Origin of the sequence: Halorubrum aquaticum, assembly GCF_900113615.1 — an archaeon.
Taxonomy (GTDB): domain Archaea; phylum Halobacteriota; class Halobacteria; order Halobacteriales; family Haloferacaceae; genus Halorubrum; species Halorubrum aquaticum.
Genome location: NZ_FOPZ01000028.1, coordinates 1 through 18,659 on the forward strand (window position 1 = coordinate 1; position 18,659 = coordinate 18,659).

The following is an 18,659-nucleotide window of genomic DNA, read 5'->3' on the forward strand; positions in this document are numbered from 1 at the left end:
ATATGGTCACTAGATATTCCACACTCGCATGAGTTCAGGCGGTAGCTGGATCGCACGTATACACGGTAGTCATTACCGAGACAGGCGTCTCTCCGTCATGGAGAGTTCCGGTTCGAGTCCGGGAGTCGGCATGAAGGCGGCCAGAGCGGTGGGGGCACACCCGTACCCATTCCGAACACGGAAGTTAAGCCCACCCGCGTACCGGGAAGTACTGGAGTGAGCGATCCTCTGGGAACCGCGGCACGCCGCCTCACCATTCATCGGGATCATTCCCGTCCAAGCCCACGGACACCGCGTCCGTGGGCTTTTCGTCTCTATATCGCGAGCCGTGACGCTTTCCGACCGCTAGGCTTAAACGCTCGACTGCGGTACGTTCGATAGCGCCAAGGTGGCAGAGTCTGGTCAGACGCAGCGGCCTGCAGAGCCGCCCAACGCCGGTTCAAATCCGGCCCTTGGCTCTCTCAACTCTCGATTTAGAACCGACACGGACAGCCGTCGGCTCACCCCGAAGCCGTCCCTGTCACGATGGCGTTTCACGAAGGGGAACGGATCGTCCGTTCGGTTCGAATCGAGGCAGCGTGACCGCGTCCCGACCTCGTCTTCGGTTAGAAGGTGATGATCTCGTAGTCGTCGTCGACGAGCGAGCGGATGCTCGGGTGGCCGTCGTACTCGTCGAGGGTGACCAGACCGGAGTCGGCGACCGCCTCGTCGACGCCGAACGCGCCCGAACAGAAGTCACAGACGGCTGCGTCGTCGCGTACCGCCTGATACAGCTCGTGATAGTCGCTTTCCTCGTCCTCGAGTTCGGGGATCCACTGGGTACCCGCGCCGTCGAAGATCAGTTCGAGTTCGTCGCCGTCGGTCTCGGCGAACTCCTTTGCGGCCTCCAACGCGTTCGCGAGGCGGCCGTAGTCGGCGTGCGATTCGTTGCCGGCGAGGATCACTATCGCTGCTTTCGTCATCGTACCCGTCGTAGCCCGCGCTCGTACTAAACGCGTCCGCGGCTATGTGTCGTCGACGCCGACTCGATCCGTGTGAACGTCACACACGACAGTGCTCACGGGCAGTCGTCTTCGCCGAAGGAACGGGGCTCCGGTCCCTGATCGACGAACCGTCTCGCTCCCGAATCGAGTTCGACCAGGGCGGCTAGGCCCCCGTACCCGTGGGTTTGGTCGTGTCCTCGAACGACGACGCAGCCCGCGTCGTCCGGTATCGAGACGGTCTCGGACCGCGTGAACGGCTGCTGAGTGTGTGCGTGGAGGAGGTCTCGACGACCGAGGCGCGTCCCGTCGATGCGCTCGATCTGCCACCAGTTCGCGTAGCCGTCCTCGCCCTCGTCGTCGTGGTGGAGGGTCACGTCGAACGCGTAGCCGTCGGCTGCCGTCTCGAACGCGACGTCGACGACGTTCGCCTCTCGGAGGTCCAATTCCTCGCTTTCGGGTGGCTCAGACCCGTTTCCTTCCGGAGAACCCGAACCGCCGACGCCGGGATCCGTTGGATCGCGATCGACACAGCCGGCGAGGAAGGCGAGCGTGAGACCGCCTGCGTGTCCCGCCAGTAGCTGACGTCGAGAGGGGGTCGGCGGTCGATCCATGCTCTCGGTTCGTGTAGGGTCTTCCATCAGCCGTGATGGTGGTGACCGTCTCCGCCACCTCGCGAGAACTGGCCGGAGAACGCCCGGTCGACGACCTCGGAGAGCGCGGGGTGGACGTGGACCGCCTCGCGGACGTCCCGGACCGTCCCGGACCCCGCGGTCATCGCGACGACCACCTCCTCGATCAGGTTCGAGGCTTCCGGGCCCACGATGTGACATCCCTCGATGCCGCCGTCCAGATCGATGAGGACCTTCACGAAGCCGTCCGCATGCATCGCGCTCCCCCGGGCGGTGTCGTCGTACGCGTAGGTTCGGGTGGCGTACTCGGCGTCCGCCTCGCGGAGTTCCGCCTCGGTCGCCCCGACTCCCGCGACCTCGGGGGAGGCGAACACGGCGAACGGCATCCCCGTGTAATCGACCGGCTCGAGGTCGTCGCCGAGCAGGTTCCGGGTCACGGCTTTCGCCTCGTGGTTCGCGCTGTGTTTCAGCAGGTACTCCCCGACCACGTCGCCGAGCGCCCAGACGCCCTCCGCGCTCGTCCGGAGGTACTCGTCGGTCTCGATGAAGCCGGCCGCGTCGGTCTCGACGCCGGTCGCCTCGAGGTTCAGTCGGTCGGTGTTCGGACGGCGGCCGGCCGCGACGAGTAGCGCGTCGCCCGTGACGCTCACCCCGTCCGCGTCCTCGGGGGAACCGACCGGCTCGCCGTCCGCCCGGACCGACTCGGCCTCGGGATACGGTCGCGCCTCGACGGTGACCTCGCCGTCGTGCTCCGCGGCCGCGACGGCCTCGTATCCGGCGTACACGTCGAACCGCTCGGCGTATCGGTCCGTGAACGCCTCACCGACCTCCCGGTCGGCCTCGGGGAGGAGGTGCTCGCGCCGGCCGACGATCCGCACGTCGCTGCCGAACGTCCCGAAGAAGTGGCCGAGCTCGGCCGCGATGTATCCGCCGCCGACGATCACGAGGCGGTCCGGCGGCGTCTCCAGTTCGAGCGCCTCGGTGCTGGTGAGGTACTCGACGTCGTCGATCCCGTCGATCGGCGGGATCGAGGGGCGGGTCCCGGTCGCGACGAGGACGGTGTCGGCCCGGAGGGTCGCTCCCTCGTCCGCGCCGGCGACGACCTCCACCGTGCGATCGTCGACGAACTCGCCGGTCCCTTCGAACAGGTCGTGGCGGTCGGACGAGCGGAGTCCTCATCGGATCGACTCCGAGCTCCCCGACACGTCCTCGTTGACTTTCCGGACGATGTCGTCGAAGTCGACGCCGGTCACCTCGGCGTCGATGCCGAACTCGTCCGCGCGCTCGATCGTCTCCATCACCTCGGCGTGATACAACAGTTTCTTCGAGGGGATGCACCCCCGATTGAGACACGTCCCGCCCAGCGGTCCCTCCTCGACGATCGCGACCGAGTTCCCCCGGCCGGCCATCGCGTTCGCGACGTCGAGTCCCGATCCCGATCCGATCACGAGGAAGTCGAACTCCTGCATGTCCGGACTGACGCTCCCCACCGTCATCAAGTTCCGTCCGTGCTGGCGCGCATACGCACGACCGGGCGCGTGGCGCGTGTCGGGCGTTCGAAGATGCTACTCGTCTTGGGCGTGTTCCGCCGACACACGGTCGACCTCGTTTTATCGTTCGCCGACGCGTTTCGACGGCATGACTCCGGTGCTCTCGACCGATCTGCTCGCGATCGTCGCCCTCGTCGTCGTGCTCGCGGGCGCGGTGAACGGGGTCGCGGGGTTCGGGTTCGCGGTCGTGGGGACGACCGTGCTCGCGACGACGCTCGATCCCGCGACCGCGGTCGCGTTCATGATCCTCCCGATGTTCGCGGTGAACGTCGCCCTCGTCGGCGACCTCTCCGGCGAGGACCTTCGGACGTGCGGGAGGCGGTTCGTCCCGCTTCTCGTCTCCGCGCTCGTCGTTCGGCAGTAGATCCCCCTCGGGATCCGGCGGATCGCTGCTCGTTAGTAACCGTTATACATCGGGTGACCCACACTCGAACCATGCAACGACGCGCTGTAGCCGTATACGTCGCGTTCTTCTTGCTCGTCGGGAGCGCGACCGGTGTGCTCGTCACGACGGCCCAGACGCCCGGGATATCCTTCGAGAACCCGGACCACGACCTGTCGTCGGGTGATACGTTCGAGGTGAACGGAGAGGAGTACACGTTCACGGGAGCGAGCGAGAACGACGACGGCGAGATCGTCGGACAGGCCGAGCGAAACCGGACCACGGAACGGTCGGAGTCGTGGTCGAACGGCTCGACGGTCCAACTCGACGGCGGGGAGTGGACCGTCCGGATCTCGGGTGAGGACCCCGACTCGTTCACGCTCGTCGAGGTGCTCGACCGAACGGCGATCCTCGAGAACGACTCGAACGCCGACAACGAGACGATCGAGCGTGACGGCGAGGAGTACGTCGTCGTGACCGAGAACGGCGAGTCGCGGCTCGTCACGCCGGACGAGTACTTCCCGGCCCCCGAGGAACGTTCGTACGCGGTCGACGACGAGATCCAGTACGACGACCGGACGGTGACCGTCGACTCGGTCTCGAGCGACGCGGCCGTGGTCGTCTGGATGGAGACGGAGACGGTCTCGACGGAGATCGTCCAGAACTCGCGGGTGACGATCGGCGAGACGGAGTTCGTCGCACACTTCTCGGATACGTCCACCCTGACGCTCTCGACCGACTTCGAGTCGTTCGAGGCGCAGAACGCGGCGATCGATCGCCACGAGACGAACAGCGACGGGCTGTGGCGCGTGATGATCATCAGCCTGCTGTCGTCGGGGCTGTTCCTCGCGATGGCGTTCATGCCCTCGCGGTACTGAACCCCGATCGGTCGCTCCTCGCGTTTTTTCACCCCTCCCCGTTCGCGTCGTTTCCGACGGACCGACATCCACTAGCGCCCGGAACCGATAGCGGTACCATGAACTCCCTCGCCGAGACGGTGCGGCAGCTCGCGCCCCATTGGGGCGTCATGTTCGTCGCGATGCTGGCCGTCCTCGCCGTCGCGGAGCGCGTCGTCGACGGCGTCCCGCTGTGGGCGTCGCTGCTCCTCGTCCTGCTCGTCGCCGTCGGCTATCCGTCGTTCGTTCGCGCCGTCGGCGTCGCTCCCGACGTGTGGAAGCGGTGAAACGCGTGTGGAAGCGGTGAAACGGTCGTTCGACCGTGGCCGCGTCGACCGTGATCGTGCCCGACCGGACCGTCCGATCGGACCGGCCCGTGCTACTCCCGTTTGGGGCTCGCGTCGCTCGCCTCGTCGGCGGAATCGACGCCGAGTCCGTACGCGCCCACGCCGACGCCGAGGACGAAGGAGGCGACGGCCGAGACGGCTATCCACAGCAGTTCGGGATGCTCGTGACCGGTGTGTAACAGGATCTCCATGTCGTCTCCTCCTCGCCGCGACGTTAAACTCCGTCCATTCCGCGCGACTCCGAGGTCGGCCGGCCAACCCGTCCCCGATAACACCCACGTCAGCCGATCACCGTTCAGTCTCTCCCGGCTTTATTCCGATGGGTCCCCAAGGACGGGTATGGCAGACGAAAACGAGGCTCCGGTGACGCCGGAGCGACCCGACGCGCCGTTTCACACGACCGGAACCGACCACGTCACGGTCTGGGGGAGCAACGAGGCGGACACGATCGCGTTCTACCGCGACCTGCTCGGCATGCCGCTCGTCTTGCGCCAGCCGAACCTCGATGACCCCTCACAGACGCACCTCTTCTTCGACACCGGCGACGGCCGGATCCTCACCTTCTTCGTGAGCGACGACCGGCCCTCCGCGCGCGGCCAGCGCCCGGGAACCGGCGCGGTCCACCACCTCTGTTTCAGCGTCGACCCCGACGAGTACGAGGAGATAATGCGCGCGCTCGAGGACGCCGGCAAGGGGTACAACGTCTTCGACCGCGGTATCTTCCACTCGATCTACACCCAGGACAACAACGGGCTCGTGATCGAGCTCTCCTCGGACAAGTACGAGATCCCCGACGACCGCAAGGGAGAGGTGCTCGCGACCGCCCAGCGGCTCCGCGAGGAGGACGGCGCGGACTTCGCACAGGACCGCCACATGGAGGCGGCCTTAGAGGAGCTCGGCCTCCCGGTGAACAAGTACGACCTGCCCGAGGCGGACTCGGGCGTGGGCGTATGAGCCGCGGAACCCCCCACGCCGGCGACGACCCTCACGGCGACGAGGAACCGGTCGCGGCCGGCACGCCCGTGGCGGAAGCCGACGCCGCGGTCGTCCTCGTCCACGGTCGGGGCGCGACCGCCCGGAGCATCGTCGGGTTCGGCGAGGAGGTGTCGCCGCCGGACGGGAACGTCGCGCTCCTGGCACCGCAGGCGGCCGCGAACACCTGGTACCCGAACTCGTTTCTCGCGTCAGTCGACGACAACGAGCCCGGACGAACCTCGGGGCTCCGGGCGGTCGGCGACGCCGTCGAGAGGGCGACGGACGCCGGGATCGACGCGGGTCGCGTCCTCGTGGCCGGGTTCTCACAGGGGGCGTGTCTCGCGAGCGAGTTCGTCGCGCGGAACCCCCGCGAGTACGGCGGCCTCGCCGCCCTGAGCGGCGGGCTGATCGGCGAGTCGATCGACGTCGACGACTACGTCGCCGACGCGGTCGCCGAAGGCGGCGACGCGACTCCCGAGGACGCCCTCGCGGGAACGCCGGCCTTCCTCGGCTGTAGCGACGTCGACCCGCACATCCCCGAGGAGCGCGTCCACGAGACCGCCGAGGTGCTGGAGGCGCTCGGCGGCGACGTCGAGACCCGGATCTACGAGGGCATGGGCCACGGGATCAACGCCGACGAGACCGAGCGCGTCTCGGAGATGGTCGCGGCCCTGGCGTAGTCGTCGGTCGGACCGAACCGCCGTCCGGGCCGAACCGCCCTCACCGGGCCGAACCGAACCGCCCTCACCGGACCACACCGCTCCCGCACCTTTTCTTGCCGGCGGGCCCGATCACGGGACGTGACCTTCAGCATCTGCGTTCGCGAGCGGTACACCGACGGGTCGGGCGACGGGCAGATACGGTTCGGCGTGGCGGTCACGACCCGGCTGCCGGGCGTCGGCGCGCTGTGTCCGTTCGTCTCGGAGGACGGCGCGGTGGCGACGCAGTCACACACCAACGTCGACCTCGGCCGCAAGGGGCTCGCGTACCTCGCGGACGGGCTCGCGGTCGAGGACGCGCTCGACGCGCTGTTGTCGGCCGACGAGGGTCGCGAGCGGCGGCAGCTCCACGGCGTCGACGCCGACGGGACGTTCGCCTTCTCCGGGGACGAGTGCGGGGAGTGGTACGGGCACCGCGTCGGGCAGAACTACACGGTCGCCGGCAACCTCCTCGTCGGGTCGGCAGTGATCGAGGAGACCGCGGCCGCCTACGAGTCCGCCGCACACGGGGAGTCCCCGCTCGTCGAGCGCCTGATCGACGCGCTCGCGGCGGGCCAGGCGGCCGGCGGCGACAAACGGGAGGACCTCCCCGTCCAGTCGGCGGCGGTTCGGGTGGAGACCACGGAGGAAGGGGATCGGACCGGGCCCTCCTACGACGACCTCCGCGTCGACGCCACCGAGACGCCGATCGCCGACCTCCGGGAGACGTTCGAGACCGCGGTCCGTGGCTACGAGGACGCGCTGGCGCGGTACGCGGACGACGACGAGTGAAGGCAGCGACGCCGCACTACCGCGTCACAGCCGTAATCGTGCGAACACCGGCAGGTGATCGGAGGGGTACCGTCCCCGGTCGTCGCGGTCCGCGAGCGTCGCGAACGCCTCCGCGTCGACGTCCGGCGAGACGAGCACGTGGTCGATCCGTCGGCCGTCGATCAGCCGCGAGAAGTCGGTGAGGCTCGTCCGCGGCCCGTGTCGCACGTCGGCGGTCGCGGCCGCGTCCCGGAGGGCGTTCTCGGTATCGACGGTCGACCCGCCGACGGTCGCCCCGATTTCCCCGTCGTCGGGATCGCCGTTCGCCCCGCCGTCGGGCCCGTCGGCCGCTTCCGGGCGCTTTCCGGTCAGGATCCGGTGTGGGTCCGAGCCGGGGGTACAGTTGAAATCGCCGACGAGCACTCGCGGGACCCGCTCGGCCCCGTCGATCGAATCGCCGGCCGAGTCGTCGACCGGGTCCCCGCTTCGCCCCGCACCGCTCGCCGCGGCGAGTTCGGGGATCCGCTCGCGGAGCAGCCGGGCGGACTCGCGGCGTGCGCGCGCGCTCACGTGATCGAAGTGCGTGTTGACGACGAGCAACGACGAGTCGGCGGGTGCGGTCGGCCCGTCGACCCGCTCCCGCGGTCGGATCCGGACCCAGGTGGCGATCCGCGGGTGTGCGGCGTCCCAGTCGGTCGAGGGTTCCGTCGGCGTCTCCGAGAGCCAGAACGTCCCGTTCTCGACGACCCGCCAGCGGTCGGTACGCACGCCGATCGGACACCCCTCGCCGTCGTCGTCGCGCTTTCGCCCGCGCCCGAGCAGGTCGTACTCGGGGAGCCGTTCACGGAGGTCCGCCCGCTGGCCGGGCAGCGGTTCCTGAAACGCGACCACGTCTGGACGGTGAAACCGAACCACGGAGGCGACCCCGTCCCTGCGGGCGTGCCAGGCGTCGTGACCGTCGTGTCGGTTGTCGTAGCGGACGTTGTAGCTCAGGACCCGGATCCGGCTCATCGTCGACCTCTCGTGAGCGAACCGACGTAAACCGTGCGGCGCGCGCGAACGGCCCGACGGATCGGGCGACGCCTCCGGCTCACTCGACGGTCTCCTCCTCGGCACCGGGGGCGTTCCGCTTCACGCCCGTGACGGCCTCGACCGCGTTCGACCGGGACGCGTAGCCCTCGCCGGAGTCGGCGACCACGTTGCCGTTGCGATGGCGGAGCCGCCAGCGCCACTCCGCGGCGGCGTCCTCGTAGATCTCGAAGGCGGCGCTTCCGACCTCCAACACGTCGGCGTCGGGGGCGTACTCCCGGAGGCGCCCGATCGCGTCCCTCGCTCCGCCCTTCGAGGCGTATCCCTCGCCGGAGTCGGCGATCACGTTGCCGTTGCGGTGGCGGAGCCGCCAGCGGAACTCCCCGGCGTTGTCCTCGTACAGCTCGACGGTCGCTTTCGCCCCGCCGTCGCGGGACCCGGTCGCGTCGTCGCCTCCTCCGTCCCCCGACTCAGCGTCGAGGTCCTCGAGGTCGGCCGCCGTGACGTTCGACCGGACGCTCTCGAGTCCCTGTCGGGCCTTCGACCGGCTGCTGTACCCCTGTCCGGAGTCGGCGAGGACGTTGCCGTTCTCGTGGATCAGCCGCCAGCGCCACTTCCCGGCCCTGTCCCTGTACACCTCGAACGCGGCGGGATCGACTCGGAGGTAGTCGGCGGCGGCGACGTGCTCCCGGACCCGCGAGAGCGCGCGCTTCGCGTTGGACTTCGAGGCGTAGCCCTCGCCGGAGTCGCCGATGGTGTTGCCGTTGTCGTGGCGGAGCCGCCAGCGCCACTCGCCGGCGTCGTCCTCGAACAGCTCGAAGGTCGCCCGGCTCTCGATCGACTCGTCGTCGCTCGGGACGGCCACGTCCGGCTCGTCGGCGTCCGCGGGCTCGGGGCCGTCGTCGTCGGCGATCGCGTCGGCCTCCTCGACCGGCGTCTCGATCCGCAACAGCCCGGCACCCAGCGCGTTCCGCCTGACGCTGTGGAGCCCCTTCTGGGCCTTTCCGCGGCTGCTGTATCCCTGTCCCGCGGTCGCGATCACGTTGCCGTTGCGGTGGCGGAGCCGCCAGCGCGGCTTGCCGCCCGCGTCCTCGAACAGCTCGAACCGGGCCTTGCTCTCGCGGAGCGCGGCCGTCTCGGCCCGTGCGGTCTCGGCTTCGGCCTCGCGCTCCTCGGTCTCGGCTACGAGCTCGTCGATCCGCGTCTCCGCGGCCGCGAGCTCCTCTCGGGTCGCCTCGAGCTCCTCTCGGGTCGCGTCGAGTTCGCCCTCGGTCTCCTCGCTCTCGGCCGCGGTGGCGGCCGTCTCCTTTTGCATCCGCTTGTAGTCCTCGCGGACGGGGTCGGTCACCAGCGGCACGATCGTTCCCGCCAGGCCGATCACGACGATGCCCGCCGCGTACAGCGCGTTGACGGTCCCGTTCCCGGTCGCACGCGACCAGCCGTCGGGGAAGACGACGAAGAAGTACGCGACCGCGGCGAGCGTCAACAGCCCGCCGAGCGCCCCGAGCGTCGTCGCCGACCGTCGGAGCGGGAACCGCACGATCGCGCCGAGCATGACGACCGGCGGGGAGAGCGCGACGAGCGCGTACCCCACCGCCCGCGCGGTCGACCGTGGAGCGGTGACCGCGAAGACGAGGACGCCGAGGACGCCCAAGAGCACGCCGAACGAGAACAGCCAGTACCCCCGCACCTCGTCGTCGGTCGTCGGGGTCCCGATGCGGTTCTCGTACAGGTTCGAAAACGGTCCGTCCGGTATGTCCTTTGCCATGTCCGGGAGAATTCACGTCCAGCAAGTTATATATGTGGATCGATATCATCCCTCCTGGATCCTATTCCTGGGCTAATACCGTCCACGTCGGGTCCCGCTTCCGGGATCGACCGGCCCGACCCGACGCCGTCTCCCCGACCGGAGTTTCGCCGCTTCGACGCCGGTCTTTTTTAAAGGATACCGCTCCTACGACGACCCGATGACGCGCTCGTCGACGCGGCACGCGGACCCGGAGGAGAACCCCTACGTCGAGGACCCGCCGACGGAGTTCGAGCCGGTCGACGAGCTGTCGACCGAGGCGGCCGAGCGGCAGGCCGAACTCCTCCGGTCGGCGATCCGCGAGCACGACCACCGCTACTACGTCGAAGCCGATCCGCTCGTCGCCGACGCGACGTACGACCGGCTGTTCGACCGGCTTCGGGCGCTCGAGGCGGCCTTCGAGCTCGACGCCGAGCGGTCGCCCACCCGACGGGTCGGCGGCGAGCCGCTCGACGAACTGGCCACCGTCGAGCACGTCGCGCCGATGCGCTCCATCGACAGCGCGAAGGAGGCGGACGCCGTCCGCGAGTTCGACGAGCGCGTCCGTTCCGGACTCCGCGAGGCGGGATTCGACCCGAGCGACCTCCGATACGTCTGTGAACCGAAGTTCGACGGGCTCTCCGTCGAGGTGGTCTACGAGGACGGCGAGTACGCCCGTGCCGCGACCCGCGGCGACGGGGTCGCGGGCGACGACGTGACCGAGCAGGTCCGGACGGTCCGGTCGGTCCCCGGGAAGCTCCGGGGTACCCCGCCGAGCCGGCTCGCGGTCCGCGGCGAGGTGTACATGCCCCGCGACGCGTTCGAGGCGTACAACGAGGAACTGATCGAGCGCGGCGAGGAGCCGTTCGCGAACCCGCGGAACGCGGCCGCCGGGACGCTCCGTCAACTCGATCCCGCCGTCGTCGCCGAGCGGCCGCTCGACGTCTTCTTCTTCGACGTGTTGGGGTGGGAGACCGCGGGGGCGGACGGCGGCGAGGACGCTCCTGACCGACCCGACACCCACCGGGGCGACCTGCTGGCGTTCGACGACTTCGGGCTCCGGCGGACCGATCGCGTCGAGCGGGTCGACGACGTCGACGCCGCGATCGACTTCCGTGACCGGCTCGGCGAGGACCGCGACGGCCTGAACTACGGGATCGACGGCGTCGTGATCACGGTCGACGAGCACGACGCCCGCGACGCGCTCGGGTCGACGTCGCGGGCCCCTCGCTGGGCGTTCGCCTACAAGTTCCCGCCCCGGACCGCGACGACGACGGTCGAGGACGTGACCGTCCAGGTCGGTCGCACGGGCCGGCTCACCCCCGTCGCCGAGCTCGACCCGGTCGACGTCGACGGCGTCACCGTCTCGCGAGCGACGCTCCACAACCCCGCCGAGATCGAGGCGCTCGGCGTGAACGTCGGCGACCGGGTGCGGATCTACCGCGCCGGCGACGTGATCCCGTACGTGCCAGAAGTCGTCGAGAAGCGCTCTTCGGGGACCTACGCGTTTCCCGAGAGGTGTCCGATCTGTGGCGCGCCGGTCGAGCGGGAGGGGCCGCTCGCCTTCTGTACCGGTGGCCTCGGCTGTCCGGCCCAGTTGGATCGCGCGGTCGAACACTGGGCACGACGCGACGCGCTCGACGTCGAGGGGCTCGGGCCCGAACGCGTCGAGCAGTTGCGGGAGGCGGGGCTCGTCGAGTCGCTGCCGGACCTGTACGACCTCACGGTCGCCGACCTCGCCGAACTGGAGGGGTGGGGCGAGACGAGCGCCCGGAACCTGGTCGGCGCGCTTGAGGCGACCCGGGAGCCGCCGCTCGACCGGTTCCTCGCCGGGCTCGGGATCCCCGACGTGGGACCGACCACGGCCGACGCGCTGGCGCGGGCCTTCGGCGACCTCGACGCCCTGCTCGCGGCGGACGAGGCGGCGCTCCGCGAGGTCGACGACGTGGGGCCGGCGGTCGCGGCGTCGATCCGGGACTTCTTCGACGCCGAGGAGAACCGAGAGGCGATCGAGGCGCTCCGCGAGCGCGGGGTGGAGCCGCGACCCGTCGAGACCCCCGACGCCGCCGGCGATGACGCGTCCCTCGAGGGGATGACGTTCGTCTTCACCGGGTCGCTGTCGACCACTCGAGACGAGGCGCAGGCGCTCGTCGAGGCCCACGGCGCGAACGCGACCTCGAGCGTCTCGGGCAACACGGACTACCTCGTCGTCGGCGAGAGCCCCGGCCGGTCGAAGCGCGCGGACGCCGACGCCGAGGACGTGCCCGTCCTCGAGGAGGCCGACTTCGCCGACCTGCTGGCCGACCACGGGATCGATTGGCCGCCGGAGGACGAGGCGTAGCGGCGCGGGTCGTTCGACCTCGGCATCGCAGCGAGCCGCAACCCTTTATCAAATGCCGCGGAAACGGAGGGGTATGACCGCCATCGAGCTGCGCGGCGTGACGAAGGAGTTCCCGGGCGTCACGGCCGTGCGTGACCTCGACCTCACGGTCGAGGAGGGCGAGGTGTACGGCTTCCTCGGCCCCAACGGGGCCGGCAAGTCGACGACCATCGACATGGTGCTCGACCTGGTTCGACCGACCGAGGGGACGGTGACGGTGCTCGGCCGCGACGCCACCGCCGAGAGCGTCGAGATCCGCGAACGGACCGGCGTCCTCCCCGACGGGTTCTCGGTGTACGAACGGCTCTCCGGGCGGAAACACGTCGAGTTCGCGATCGAGTCGAAGGAGGTCGACGTCGAGCCCGAGCCCGTCCTCGAGCGGGTCGGACTCCTCGGGGACGCCGACCGCAAGGCCGGTGGCTACTCGAAGGGGATGCGCCAGCGGCTCGCGTTGGCGATGGCGCTCGTCGGCGAACCGGACCTCCTGATCCTCGACGAACCCTCCTCCGGGCTCGACCCCGCGGGCGTGAAGGACATGCGCGAGATCGTCGCCGCGGAGGCCGACCGCGGCACGACCGTCTTCTTCTCCTCGCACGTGCTCGCGCAGGTCGAGGCGGTCTGTGACCGCGTCGGCATCCTGCGGGCGGGCGAGCTCGTCGCCGAGGACTCCATCGAGGGCCTCCGCGACGCCGTCGGCGACGGGGAGACGCTGGAGGTCGCCGTCGACGACGCGACCGACGCGGTCGTCGACGCGGTCCGCGCGGTCGACGGGGTGTCGCGGGTCGACCGCGACGGCGACACGCTCCTCGTGAGCTGTGACCCCGGCGTGAAGACGCGGGTCATCGCCGCGGCCGAGGACGCCGGAGCCGTCGTCGACGACTTCCACACCGAGGAGGCGTCGTTGGAGGACCTCTTCTTGGCGTACACCGAGGGCGAGGAGACGCCGACTCGGCGGGCGGACGCGGCCACGGAGGAGGTGGACCGATGAGCCTGCTCGCGGTCGCGAACAAGGACTTCCAGGACACCGTCCGGTCGCGGGGGATGGCGCTTCTCGTCGCGCTGTTCTCGCTTCTCGTCGCGGTCTTCGCGTACGTCGTTCGGCCCCAGGGACAGGCCGACCAGTTCGCGACGGAGCTCCTCTTGAGCGCGTTCGTCGGACCGGTGCTCGTCACCGGGTTGGTCCCGCTCGTGGGCGTCGTCGTCGGCTACAACGCGGTGAGCGGCGAGCGCGAGTCCGGCTCGCTGAAGCTGCTCCTCTCCCTGCCCCACTCGCGGGCCGACGTCGTCTTCGGGAAGGTGCTCGGCCGGGGCGCGGCGATGGCGCTCGCGACGTTCGCCGGCTTCCTCCTGCCCGCGCTCGTGTTGCTCGTCATCCCGGTGACGTTCAACGCCGGGTCGTTCCTCGGGTACACCGTCTTCGCGGCGGCGCTCGGGGTCGTGTTCGTCGCCATCTCGGTCGGCTGCTCGGCGGCGGTCGCGACCCGCCAGCGCGCGCTCATCGCCGGCATCGGCGTCTACGCCCTCTTCGTGCTGTTGTGGGGGCTGTTCACCGGCCGGGTGATAGGCGCGTTCTCCGGTCCGATCGAGGCGCTTCCGGTCTCCATGGCACAGATCCGCACCTTCCTCGACGCCGCGAACCCGACGAGCGGGATCGAACTCCTCGGCAACGCCTTCCTGGGCGACCAGCTGTTCTCCGGTGACTCGGTCAACCAGCAGGTCTCCGCCGTCGCGATGTTGGTCTTCTGGACGCTCGCGCCGCCGCTCGCGGGACTGTTGAAGTTCGATCGCGACGACCTCTAGGCGGATCCGGGCGCGACGTGTCGGGGAACTCGCCCCTCCGTCCGCGTCACCGCGTCATTGATGTCCGTCCCGGACCACCCTCCATCCGATCCGAATGGACCGACGCCGATTCCTTTCGCTCGCCGGTCTCGCCGGAACCGGCACGCTCGCCGTCTGTGCGGGACGCGGCGGGGCCGGCGATGGCGATCCGAGCGGGGACGACGGGGACTCGACCGCGTACGCGGTCGAGACCGTCGCGACCGGGTTCTCGAACCCGTGGGCGATCGAGTTCCTCCCCGACGGCGACCTCCTCGTCACCGAGCGCGCGGGCGCGCTGGACCTCGTCGATCCCGAATCGGGCGAGGTCCGGGCCGTCGACGGGACGCCCGAGGTCGACGCCCGCGGGCAGGGCGGGCTCCTCGACGTCGCGCTCCATCCCGACTTCCCGGACTCGCCGTGGGCGTACCTCACGTACTCGGCGTCGAACGCGGACGGCGACACGGCAACCCACCTCGGCCGCGGGCGGCTCGACCGGGAGAACGGCCGTCTCGAGAGGTTCGAGGTCCTCCACGCCGCCGAGCCCTTCGTCGACTCGACGGGCCACTACGGGTCGCGGGTCGTCTTCGGCGACGACGACCGGCTCTACGTGACCGTCGGCGACCGCCAGTTCAAGGACTTCGGACCGGACCACGTCGCCCAGGACCTGGGCGTCGAACTCGGGAAGACGCTCCGGCTCGAACCGGACGGTTCGGTCCCCGACGACAACCCCTTCCTCGGGGACCCGGACGCGCGGGACGCGATCTACAGCTACGGCCACCGCAACGCCCAGGGGCTGACCGTCCACCCCGAGACGGGAGCGATCTGGGAGAGCGAGTACGGCGAGCAGGACGGCGACGAGATCAACGTGATCAGTCGGGGGGCCAACTACGGCTGGCCGGTCGCCGACGAGGGGTGTACCTACGGCGGGGGCGACCCCATCGGCGTCTCCCATGACGACCGCGAGGACGTGGTCGCCCCGGCGTACTCGTGGCCCTGCGGGAGCGGCGGCTTCCCGCCCGGCGGGATGACGTTCTGTTCCGGACGGGCGTTTCCCGACTGGGAGGGGGACCTGTTCGTGGGCGGGCTCGCCTCGCGGTCGCTCGGGCGGCTGACCGTCGAGGGCGACGAGGTGACCGCCGAGGAGCGGCTGCTGGCCGACCGGGACTGGCGGATCCGGACGGTCGTCGAGGAACCCGACACCGGCCATCTCTACCTGGCGATCGACTCCGGCGACGCGCCGGTCGTCCGGCTGACGCCGGCGTGACCGGCGTTATTCGGTCGCGGCCTCGATCGCCGCCTCGAGGTCCGCGACGATGTCCGCGGGGTCCTCGATGCCGACCGAGAGCCGAACCATGTCGCCGGTGACGCCGGCGGCCTCCTGTTCCGCCTCCGTCAACTGCTGGTGGGTCGTCGAGGCGGGGTGGATGACGAGGGTCTTCGCGTCGCCGACGTTCGCGAGCAGCGAGGCGAGCTCCGTGTTCTCGACGGTCGCCTTCGCGGCCTCGAAGCCGTCCTCCAGCCCGAACGTGATCATGCCGCCGTAGCCCCCATCGAGGTACTCGCTGGCCTCCTCGTGGGTCTCGTGGCTCTCCAAGCCGGGGTAGTTCACCCACGCCACGTCCGCGTGGTCCTCGAGGTACTCCGCGACGACGCCGGCGTTCTCGCAGTGCCGCTCCATCCGCAAGGGGAGCGACTCGGTCTGTTGGAGCGTGTTCCACGCGTCGAAGGGGGCCTGTTGATTGCCCAGGTCGCGGAGCCCGCGGGTGACCGCCGCGAAGGCGAACGCCGCGTCGCCGAACGCGTCGACGTAGTTGATCCCGTGGTAGGCGGGGTTGTCCTTCGCGATCTCCGGGAACTTCTCGGGGTACTCGGCCCACGGGAACGAGCCGCCGTCGACCAGGATGCCGCCGATGGTGGTCCCGTTGCCGGTGAGCCACTTGGTCGTCGACTCCCAGACGAGATCCGCGCCGTGGTCGAGCGGCCGGCAGAGCGCGGGCGTCGCGAACGTGTTGTCGACGAACAGCGGAACGCCGTGCTCGTGGGCGATCTCGGCCACTCGCTCGATGTCGGGCGTGACGAGCGACGGGTTGCCGATCGTCTCGAGGTGGACGTAGGCGGTGTCCTCGTCGATCGCCTCGGCGTACCCCTCGTAGTCGAGCGGGTCGACGAACCGGGTCGAGACGCCGCGGCGCTCGACGGAGTGGGTGAGGTAGGTGTAGGTGCCGCCGTACAGCGCCGACGAGGAGACGACGTTGTCGCCCGCGGACGCGAGCATGAAGTTCGCGAGGTCGAACGCCGCCATCCCGGAACTGGTGGCGACCGCGGCCACCCCGTTCTCGAGGGAGGCGATGCGCTCCTCCAACGCCGCGTTCGTCGGGTTCATGATCCGCGAGTAGACGTTGCCCGCCTCCTCGAGCGCGAACAGCCGCGCGGCGTGGTCGGCGTCGTCGAACTCGTAGGCGGTCGTCTGGTAGATCGGGGTCGTGCGCGCGCCCGTCGTCGGGTCCGGAGCGGATCCGGCGTGAACGCTTCGCGTGCGGAACTCGTGGTCGGGATCCTCGTCGCTTGGCATGTCGACACCTCCGTGCGCGATCCGGTTAAAGCCGATAGACGGTCACGGATGCTACCGGTAGCTCGGATGGCGGACGGAACGGTTCCCGCGGTGTCGGTTTCGTGGCTAGGGACCGGATGGTCCGTTCCGAGGTAAACGTCCACCGATCGCCACGACCGTCTCAGAAACCAGTGGTTCAGCGAGTCATCTGCTGAACGTAGAGCGCGAATGTGCCACTGATTGCCAGAAAACCCACGGAGTGGATCGACTACAGACGTTAGATTACACCGCACGACAGCAGCCAACCACTTCAGAATCACTCCCGTGGTTATTTTATACTAGCAGAATTTTAACATATGAGATATGGATTCCTGTGATTTCTGCGGGGACTCTGTAGAGCATACATTCTCATGTAACTATTGCGGGCAGTCGCTCTGTGGAAACCATCGGTTACCGGAAAACCACGAGTGTCCGGTTCAAACAACAAGTGGTAATTTAACCAGTTTTGCTGGAGAAGGGCCACAAATACGGGATCGGCGGGGAACGGGTCGGAAACGACGAGAAAGGGTTCAGGATAAAGAAACAAGCCGAATGAATCCACCCGAGAATGTTACTTTCCAAAACAGGAAAAATCAGAACAAAGACAAATCCGAGACAAATGTTTTAAATTGTCCGACCTGCGGCGGTAGTACTGACCGAATACTTGAATGTGAGGGCTGTGGTCAATCTATCTGCCCAAACTGTAAGGGAGTTAATGAACATGACTGTTCTAGAAACGATACGGTAGACGATAGTAGGTCTTCAGATGAGGTTTCTCTTTTCAATAAAATATATGATCTGTTCAGATGAGGCAGTCTGCCAGTAGTAGAATTGAAATGATGCCTATTTCATACATACGTGCTTCTCTCTCGATAAACAGTTTGTATATCTCTTTTATACATCATACTAATACGAAAACAAACGAGATATTTGTGCCGAATTCACTCTCTGTATCCAGCAGGCGATTTTTAACAGCTATCGGATAGATATCGGTTCGGTGTGATACTGTGATCGTCCGGATCGACCCGTCACCACCCAAAGCCCCAGCCACGAGGCGGGCGCACACTCGTTTCGCTCCTCGCTCGTCCGCTTCGCTCACTCGCTGTGGTGCTTACGTCGTCTGCGCCCGCCTCGTGGCTGCCCCTTTGAGTCCCTCCCCGCCTCGCAACCGCACCTCACACCTCCCCAGCCTCGTCGGCCGACCTCCGCTTCACTCCGGTCTGCCGACTCCCTCGCGGGCTCCTCGTGCCCCGTTGGGGCACTCGGAGGCGCGCCGACCGCTCCGCAGATCGACGTTTCATGTCGATCCCCGCGAGTCGCTCTCTCCGCTCGCGCTCCCGCACCGCTTTCGTGCGAACTGTTAACGTCGTCGAACCGTAACGTCGTGTATGGGAACACAAGGTCCGCGGAGTGACCCTCCAGAACTCGGCGACCTGACGGGGCAGATCCCCGACTCCGTCTGGCAGTACACGGCGTTGGCCTTCGCGCTCGTCGTCGGGCTCGCGGCGCTGAGCCAGAGCCTCGTCTTCGGGGTGGGCGTGCTGGCGGTCCTGCTCGCGCTGGTCACCGTCGCCAGCGCGGTCGAGGTGGTCGACGCCTACGACAAGGAGGCGTTGACGGTGTTCGGCGAGTACCGGAGGCTGCTCGAACCGGGCGTCCATCTGATCCCGCCGTTCGTCTCGCGGACGTACGCGTTCGACATGCGGACGCAGACGCTGGACGTGCCTCAACAGGAGGCGATCACGCGGGACAACTCGCCGGTGACCGCGGACGCGGTCGTCTACATCAAGGTGATGGACGCCAAGAAGGCGTTCCTCGAGGTCGA

The 18,659-nt window shown here is 68.5% G+C and carries 17 protein-coding genes, 1 tRNA gene, 1 rRNA gene and 2 pseudogenes; 14 read left to right on the forward strand and 7 right to left on the reverse strand.

Annotated elements, in window-relative coordinates:
• Positions 1–132: 132 nt before the first annotated feature.
• A 5S ribosomal RNA gene (gene rrf, locus F3H10_RS15280) occupies positions 133–254 on the forward strand.
• Between the two features lie 128 nt (positions 255–382).
• Positions 383–458, forward strand: a tRNA-Cys gene (locus F3H10_RS15285).
• Positions 459–605: 147 nt separating this feature from the next.
• Here the strand turns inward: F3H10_RS15285 and F3H10_RS15290 are convergent.
• From F3H10_RS15290 to F3H10_RS15300, 3 genes and pseudogenes are all read right to left on the reverse strand, one after another.
• Positions 606–962, reverse strand: coding sequence for a DsrE family protein (locus tag F3H10_RS15290; RefSeq protein WP_149785634.1), 357 nt, complete (start codon positions 960–962; stop codon positions 606–608).
• Between the two features lie 95 nt (positions 963–1,057).
• On the reverse strand, positions 1,058–1,594 hold the full coding sequence (locus tag F3H10_RS15295) for a hypothetical protein (protein WP_149785635.1): 537 nt from the start codon (positions 1,592–1,594) through the stop codon (positions 1,058–1,060).
• A gap of 26 nt (positions 1,595–1,620) precedes the next feature.
• A pseudogene (locus tag F3H10_RS15300) lies at positions 1,621–3,081 on the reverse strand (dihydrolipoyl dehydrogenase).
• A 169-nt stretch (positions 3,082–3,250) separates the two neighbouring features.
• On the opposite strand from F3H10_RS15300, the pseudogene F3H10_RS15305 reads away from it, so the two are divergent.
• From F3H10_RS15305 to F3H10_RS15315, 3 genes and pseudogenes are all read left to right on the forward strand, one after another.
• A pseudogene (locus F3H10_RS15305) lies at positions 3,251–3,514 on the forward strand (sulfite exporter TauE/SafE family protein); the annotation flags it as partial.
• Between the two features lie 83 nt (positions 3,515–3,597).
• The gene (locus F3H10_RS15310; RefSeq protein ID WP_149785636.1) at positions 3,598–4,422 is read left to right on the forward strand and encodes a hypothetical protein; all 825 of its coding nucleotides are present in this window, start codon (positions 3,598–3,600) and stop codon (positions 4,420–4,422) included.
• A 98-nt stretch (positions 4,423–4,520) separates the two neighbouring features.
• Positions 4,521–4,727, forward strand: coding sequence for a hypothetical protein (locus F3H10_RS15315; RefSeq protein ID WP_149785637.1), 207 nt, complete (start codon positions 4,521–4,523; stop codon positions 4,725–4,727).
• 92 nt (positions 4,728–4,819) lie between these two features.
• Here the strand turns inward: F3H10_RS15315 and F3H10_RS16175 are convergent, their stop codons facing one another.
• Positions 4,820–4,978 (reverse strand): hypothetical protein, encoded by a 159-nt coding sequence (locus tag F3H10_RS16175; RefSeq protein WP_188127957.1) that lies wholly within the window; start codon positions 4,976–4,978, stop codon positions 4,820–4,822.
• Between the two features lie 148 nt (positions 4,979–5,126).
• Between F3H10_RS16175 and F3H10_RS15320 the strand changes: the two genes are divergently transcribed.
• The 3 genes from F3H10_RS15320 to F3H10_RS15330 all read left to right on the forward strand — a co-directional run bounded on the left by F3H10_RS15320 (position 5,127) and on the right by F3H10_RS15330 (position 7,252).
• Positions 5,127–5,741, forward strand: coding sequence for a VOC family protein (locus F3H10_RS15320; RefSeq protein ID WP_149785638.1), 615 nt, complete (start codon positions 5,127–5,129; stop codon positions 5,739–5,741).
• A complete protein-coding gene (locus F3H10_RS15325) occupies positions 5,738–6,442 on the forward strand; it encodes an alpha/beta hydrolase (RefSeq protein ID WP_149785639.1) in 705 nt (234 codons plus the stop codon). Before F3H10_RS15320 ends, F3H10_RS15325 begins: the two co-directional genes overlap by 4 nt.
• A 120-nt stretch (positions 6,443–6,562) precedes the next feature.
• Positions 6,563–7,252: a DUF1028 domain-containing protein gene (locus F3H10_RS15330; RefSeq protein WP_149785640.1), complete on the forward strand. Its 690-nt coding sequence runs from the start codon at positions 6,563–6,565 to the stop codon at positions 7,250–7,252.
• Positions 7,253–7,276: 24 nt separating this feature from the next.
• Here the strand turns inward: F3H10_RS15330 and F3H10_RS15335 are convergent, their stop codons facing one another.
• Together F3H10_RS15335 and F3H10_RS15340 are read right to left on the reverse strand one after the other, a co-directional pair.
• Entirely contained in the window at positions 7,277–8,242 is a 966-nt protein-coding gene (locus F3H10_RS15335) for an endonuclease/exonuclease/phosphatase family protein (RefSeq protein ID WP_149785641.1), read from the reverse strand.
• Between the two features lie 79 nt (positions 8,243–8,321).
• On the reverse strand, positions 8,322–10,028 hold the full coding sequence (locus F3H10_RS15340; RefSeq protein WP_149785642.1) for a YegP family protein: 1,707 nt from the start codon (positions 10,026–10,028) through the stop codon (positions 8,322–8,324).
• A 199-nt stretch (positions 10,029–10,227) separates the two neighbouring features.
• Between F3H10_RS15340 and ligA the strand changes: the two genes are divergently transcribed.
• The 4 genes from ligA (at position 10,228) to F3H10_RS15360 (ending at position 15,508) form a co-directional block, all read left to right on the forward strand.
• Positions 10,228–12,387 (forward strand): NAD-dependent DNA ligase LigA, encoded by a 2,160-nt coding sequence (gene ligA / locus F3H10_RS15345; RefSeq protein ID WP_149785643.1) that lies wholly within the window; start codon positions 10,228–10,230, stop codon positions 12,385–12,387.
• A 73-nt stretch (positions 12,388–12,460) separates the two neighbouring features.
• Entirely contained in the window at positions 12,461–13,414 is a 954-nt protein-coding gene (locus F3H10_RS15350; RefSeq protein WP_149785644.1) for an ABC transporter ATP-binding protein, read from the forward strand.
• The gene (locus F3H10_RS15355) at positions 13,411–14,226 is read left to right on the forward strand and encodes an ABC transporter permease subunit (RefSeq protein ID WP_149785645.1); all 816 of its coding nucleotides are present in this window, start codon (positions 13,411–13,413) and stop codon (positions 14,224–14,226) included. Before F3H10_RS15350 ends, F3H10_RS15355 begins: the two co-directional genes overlap by 4 nt.
• Positions 14,227–14,320: 94 nt before the next feature.
• Complete coding sequence (locus F3H10_RS15360) at positions 14,321–15,508, forward strand: PQQ-dependent sugar dehydrogenase (protein ID WP_149785646.1); 1,188 nt, start codon at positions 14,321–14,323, stop codon at positions 15,506–15,508.
• Positions 15,509–15,514: 6 nt separating this feature from the next.
• On the opposite strand, the gene F3H10_RS15365 is transcribed toward F3H10_RS15360, so the two are convergent.
• Positions 15,515–16,816, reverse strand: coding sequence for an O-acetylhomoserine aminocarboxypropyltransferase/cysteine synthase family protein (locus F3H10_RS15365; RefSeq protein WP_149785647.1), 1,302 nt, complete (start codon positions 16,814–16,816; stop codon positions 15,515–15,517).
• A 342-nt stretch (positions 16,817–17,158) separates the two neighbouring features.
• Between F3H10_RS15365 and F3H10_RS15370 the strand changes: the two genes are divergently transcribed.
• Positions 17,159–17,644 (forward strand): AN1-type zinc finger domain-containing protein, encoded by a 486-nt coding sequence (locus F3H10_RS15370; RefSeq protein ID WP_149785648.1) that lies wholly within the window; start codon positions 17,159–17,161, stop codon positions 17,642–17,644.
• A 578-nt stretch (positions 17,645–18,222) separates the two neighbouring features.
• Positions 18,223–18,659 (forward strand): SPFH domain-containing protein (locus tag F3H10_RS15375; protein WP_262488577.1); only part of this gene is annotated, 437 nt, incomplete at its 3' end.

Bases quoted from the DNA above. Each gene is read 5' to 3' on its own strand.
- F3H10_RS15290 (WP_149785634.1), bottom strand. From the start codon at position 962: ATGACGAAAGCAGCGATAGTGATCCTCGCCGGCAACGAATCGCACGCC.
- F3H10_RS15295 (WP_149785635.1), bottom strand. From the start codon at position 1,594: ATGGATCGACCGCCGACCCCCTCTCGACGTCAGCTACTGGCGGGACAC.
- F3H10_RS15310 (WP_149785636.1), top strand. From the start codon at position 3,598: ATGCAACGACGCGCTGTAGCCGTATACGTCGCGTTCTTCTTGCTCGTC.
- F3H10_RS15315 (WP_149785637.1), top strand. From the start codon at position 4,521: ATGAACTCCCTCGCCGAGACGGTGCGGCAGCTCGCGCCCCATTGGGGC.
- F3H10_RS16175 (WP_188127957.1), bottom strand. From the start codon at position 4,978: ATGGAGATCCTGTTACACACCGGTCACGAGCATCCCGAACTGCTGTGG.
- F3H10_RS15320 (WP_149785638.1), top strand. From the start codon at position 5,127: ATGGCAGACGAAAACGAGGCTCCGGTGACGCCGGAGCGACCCGACGCG.
- F3H10_RS15325 (WP_149785639.1), top strand. From the start codon at position 5,738: ATGAGCCGCGGAACCCCCCACGCCGGCGACGACCCTCACGGCGACGAG.
- F3H10_RS15335 (WP_149785641.1), bottom strand. From the start codon at position 8,242: ATGAGCCGGATCCGGGTCCTGAGCTACAACGTCCGCTACGACAACCGA.
- F3H10_RS15340 (WP_149785642.1), bottom strand. From the start codon at position 10,028: ATGGCAAAGGACATACCGGACGGACCGTTTTCGAACCTGTACGAGAAC.
- ligA (WP_149785643.1), top strand. From the start codon at position 10,228: ATGACGCGCTCGTCGACGCGGCACGCGGACCCGGAGGAGAACCCCTAC.
- F3H10_RS15350 (WP_149785644.1), top strand. From the start codon at position 12,461: ATGACCGCCATCGAGCTGCGCGGCGTGACGAAGGAGTTCCCGGGCGTC.
- F3H10_RS15355 (WP_149785645.1), top strand. From the start codon at position 13,411: ATGAGCCTGCTCGCGGTCGCGAACAAGGACTTCCAGGACACCGTCCGG.
- F3H10_RS15360 (WP_149785646.1), top strand. From the start codon at position 14,321: ATGGACCGACGCCGATTCCTTTCGCTCGCCGGTCTCGCCGGAACCGGC.
- F3H10_RS15365 (WP_149785647.1), bottom strand. From the start codon at position 16,816: ATGCCAAGCGACGAGGATCCCGACCACGAGTTCCGCACGCGAAGCGTT.
- F3H10_RS15370 (WP_149785648.1), top strand. From the start codon at position 17,159: ATGGATTCCTGTGATTTCTGCGGGGACTCTGTAGAGCATACATTCTCA.